The sequence below is a fragment of the Streptomyces sp. SID14478 genome (genome assembly GCF_010548525.1).
Lineage (GTDB): Bacteria > Actinomycetota > Actinomycetes > Streptomycetales > Streptomycetaceae > Streptomyces.
The window spans coordinates 1-2,954 of record NZ_JAAGMG010000312.1 but is presented as its reverse complement, the minus strand read 5'-3'; the positions used below and the strand labels follow the sequence as shown (position 1 = coordinate 2,954).

The 2,954-nt window shown below is 74.1% G+C and carries 3 protein-coding genes; all 3 read right to left on the bottom strand.

What is annotated here, in order from left to right:
- A partial coding sequence (locus G3I40_RS10580; protein WP_164301904.1) for an aldolase/citrate lyase family protein occupies positions 1-572 on the bottom strand: 572 nt, incomplete at its 3' end.
- 32 nt (positions 573-604) lie between these two features.
- Positions 605-1,816: a CoA transferase gene (locus G3I40_RS10575; RefSeq protein WP_164301903.1), complete on the bottom strand. Its 1,212-nt coding sequence runs from the start codon at positions 1,814-1,816 to the stop codon at positions 605-607.
- On the bottom strand, positions 1,813-2,954 hold a 1,142-nt coding region (locus G3I40_RS10570), incomplete at its 5' end, for an ADP-ribosylglycohydrolase family protein (protein WP_164301902.1). The genes G3I40_RS10570 and G3I40_RS10575, both read right to left, overlap by 4 nt.

The following is a 2,954-nucleotide window of genomic DNA, read 5'->3' as shown; positions in this document are numbered from 1 at the left end:
GTGTCGCGCACGTCCGGGTAGACCGACTGGGGCGGGGGCGGCAGATGCGCCGCGCGGGCCGCCACCACGGCGCGGCCGCGCACCCAGGCCAGGCCCGCCGTGTCCGTGACGCCGAGGTCGGCGCGCAGATCGGCCTCGCCGAGCGCGATGCCGTGCACGGCCGGGTGCGAGGCGATGGCGTACGCCTGCTCGACGCCGAGGGCCGACTCCAACAGGGCGTAGAGCGGCGGTACTTCGCGGTCCCCGCCGGTCCAGTCGACGACCCGGGCGAGGTCCGCCGGGTCGTTCACCTTCGGCAGGCGCAGCGCGTCCAGGCCGGGCAGCGGGGCGAGCCGGCCCACCTCCGCCCCGGCGAAGGGGCCGTCGAGGGCGTTCACCCGGACGTGCACCGGCACCGTGTGCTTGTCGGCGAGGAGTTCGGCCGTCGCGTCGAGCGCGTACGCCTTGCGGTCGGGGGCGACCGCGTCCTCCAGGTCGACGAGGACCACGTCGGCGCCCGAGCCGAGCGCCTTGGCGACCACGTCGGGGCGGTCCCCGGGGACGTACAGCCAGGTCAGGTAGGTGCTGTTCATGCCGCTCACCCCGCTCGTGCCGTTCCTCGTGCTCATACCGCACCAGCCTCCCGCAGCCGCGCGATGTCCGCCTCCGACAGGCCGAGGCCGTCCAGGATCTCGTCGGTGTCCGCGCCGTGCGGGCGGCCCGTCCACCTGATGCCGCCCGGGGTCTCGGAGAGCCGGAAGAGGACGTTCTGCATCTTGACCGTGCCGAGGTCCGGGTCGGGGAGCTCGGTGATGGAGTGCAGCGCCCGGTACTGCTCGTCCTGCAGCACGTCCCGGACGTCGTAGATCGGGGCGATGGCCGCCTCCGCCTTCTCGAACGCCGTCACCACCTCGTCGCGGGTGTGGGCCGCGATCCAGCCGCCGACCGCCCCGTCGAGCTCGTCGGCGTGGGCGGCACGCCCCGAGCCCGTCGCGAACCAGTCCTCGTCGAGGAACTCGGGCCTGCCGACCAGGTGCATCACGCGCTCCGCGATCGACTGGGCGGAGGTCGACACCGCGACCCACTTGCCGTCGCTCGTGCGGTACGTGTTGCGGGGCGCGTTGTTCGTCGAGCGGTTGCCGGTGCGCGGCTGGACGTAGCCGAGCTGGTCGTACCAGGTGGCCTGCGGGCCGAGGATCGCCAGCATCGGCTCGATGATCGCCATGTCGACGACCTGGCCGCGACCCGTCGTGTCCCGGCCGCGGAGCGCTGCCATCACCGCGTACGACGTCGCGAGCGCGGCGATGGAGTCCGCGAGCCCGAACGGGGGGAGGGTCGGCGGGCCGTCCGGCTGTCCGGTGATCGCCGCGAAGCCGGACATGGCCTCGGCGAGCGTGCCGAACCCGGGGCGGCGCGCGTACGGGCCGAACTGGCCGAAGCCGGTGACGCGGGCCAGGACCAGCCGCGGGTTGGCCGCGCTCAGCTCGTCCCAGCCGAGCCGCCACTTCTCCAGGGTGCCGGGCCGGAAGTTCTCGATGACGACGTCCGACTCGGCGACCAGTCGGAGCAGGACCTCGCGGCCGCCGGGGGAGGACAGGTCGAGGGTGAGGTTCTTCTTGTTGCGGCCGAGCGTCTTCCACCACAGGCCGATGCCGTCCTTGGACGGGCCGTGGCCGCGCGAGGGGTCGGCCTTGCGGGGGTGCTCGACCTTGATGACCTCGGCGCCGAAGTCGCCGAGCATGGTGGCGCAGAGCGGGCCCGCGAAGAGGGTGGCCAGGTCGAGGACGCGCAGTCCCGTCAACGGGCCTTCCTGCATTGCCTGGTGAGGGTGCGTCATGTGCGGGCCTCCAGAGTGAGCCGGGCCAGTTCGTCGAAGCCGATGCCGTCGAAGCCGCCGACCGTGGTGGCGAGGCGGTTCTTCAGCGGGGCGGTCCAGCGGGCGCCGAGGGCGTCCGGGTGCCCAGCGAGCAGCCCCGCCAGCGAACCCGCCGTCGCGCCGTTGGAGTCGGTGTCCCAACCACCGCTCACCGCACGGCAGACGGCGCCGCCGAAGTCGCCGTCGGCGTGGGTGAGGGCGGCCGCGAGCAGCGCCGCGTTCGGCAGGACGTGCACCCAGTGGTGGCCGTCGGCGTAGACGCGGTGCAGTGCGTCGACCACGGTGTCGAAGTCCCGGTGCGCGTGGGCGAGTTCGATGCCGGTGCGGATCGCCTGCGCGTAGCGCGAGTGCGGCGGGACGACGGTGAGGCCCGTGCGCAGTGCCTCGTGCACGTCCGCGGCGCCCGACGCGGCGGCCGCGAGGGCCGCCGCCGTGAACATCTCGCCGTACACGCCGTTGGCCGTGTGCGTGAGCACGGCGTCCCGGTGCGCCTGGGCGGCCGCGCGGGCCGGGTCGCCGGCGTTCGTCCAGCCGAAGACGTCGGCGCGGATCTGCGCGCCGATCCACTCCCGGAACGGGTTGCGGTGCACGGCCGTCGAGGGTGGTTCGATGCCGTCGAGGAGATTGCGGTACGCGATCCGCTCGGCGGTGAAGGTGCGCCCGGCCGGGAGTTCGTCCAGCCAGAGCTTCGCCACGTCGTCGGTGGTGAAGTCCGCGCCGTGGCGCTGCAGGAGGAGCAGGCCGAGGAGCGGGTAGTTGAGGTCGTCGTCCTCGGGCATGCCGTCGATGTTCTCGGCGAGCGAGGTGGGGGCGCTGCGACGGTTCCAGGGGTAGGCCGCCGCGAGGTCCGGGTCGAGGCCGACCTCCGTGAACCAGCCGTTCAGCGGCCAGTTCCCCGTCGAGCGGGCCAGGGCCCGGATGCCGGAGAGCGGCAGCTTCTCCACCGGCTTGCCGAGCAGGCAGCCGGCCGCCCGGCCCAGCCACGCCGCGTGCAGGGCGTCGTACGAGGCCGGGGCCGGGGCGGCGGGAGCGGTGGGCCAGTCGGGGCAGGTGGCCTCGATCGCCGCGAGGTCCGTCGGCTCCTGCGCCGCCGACGGGC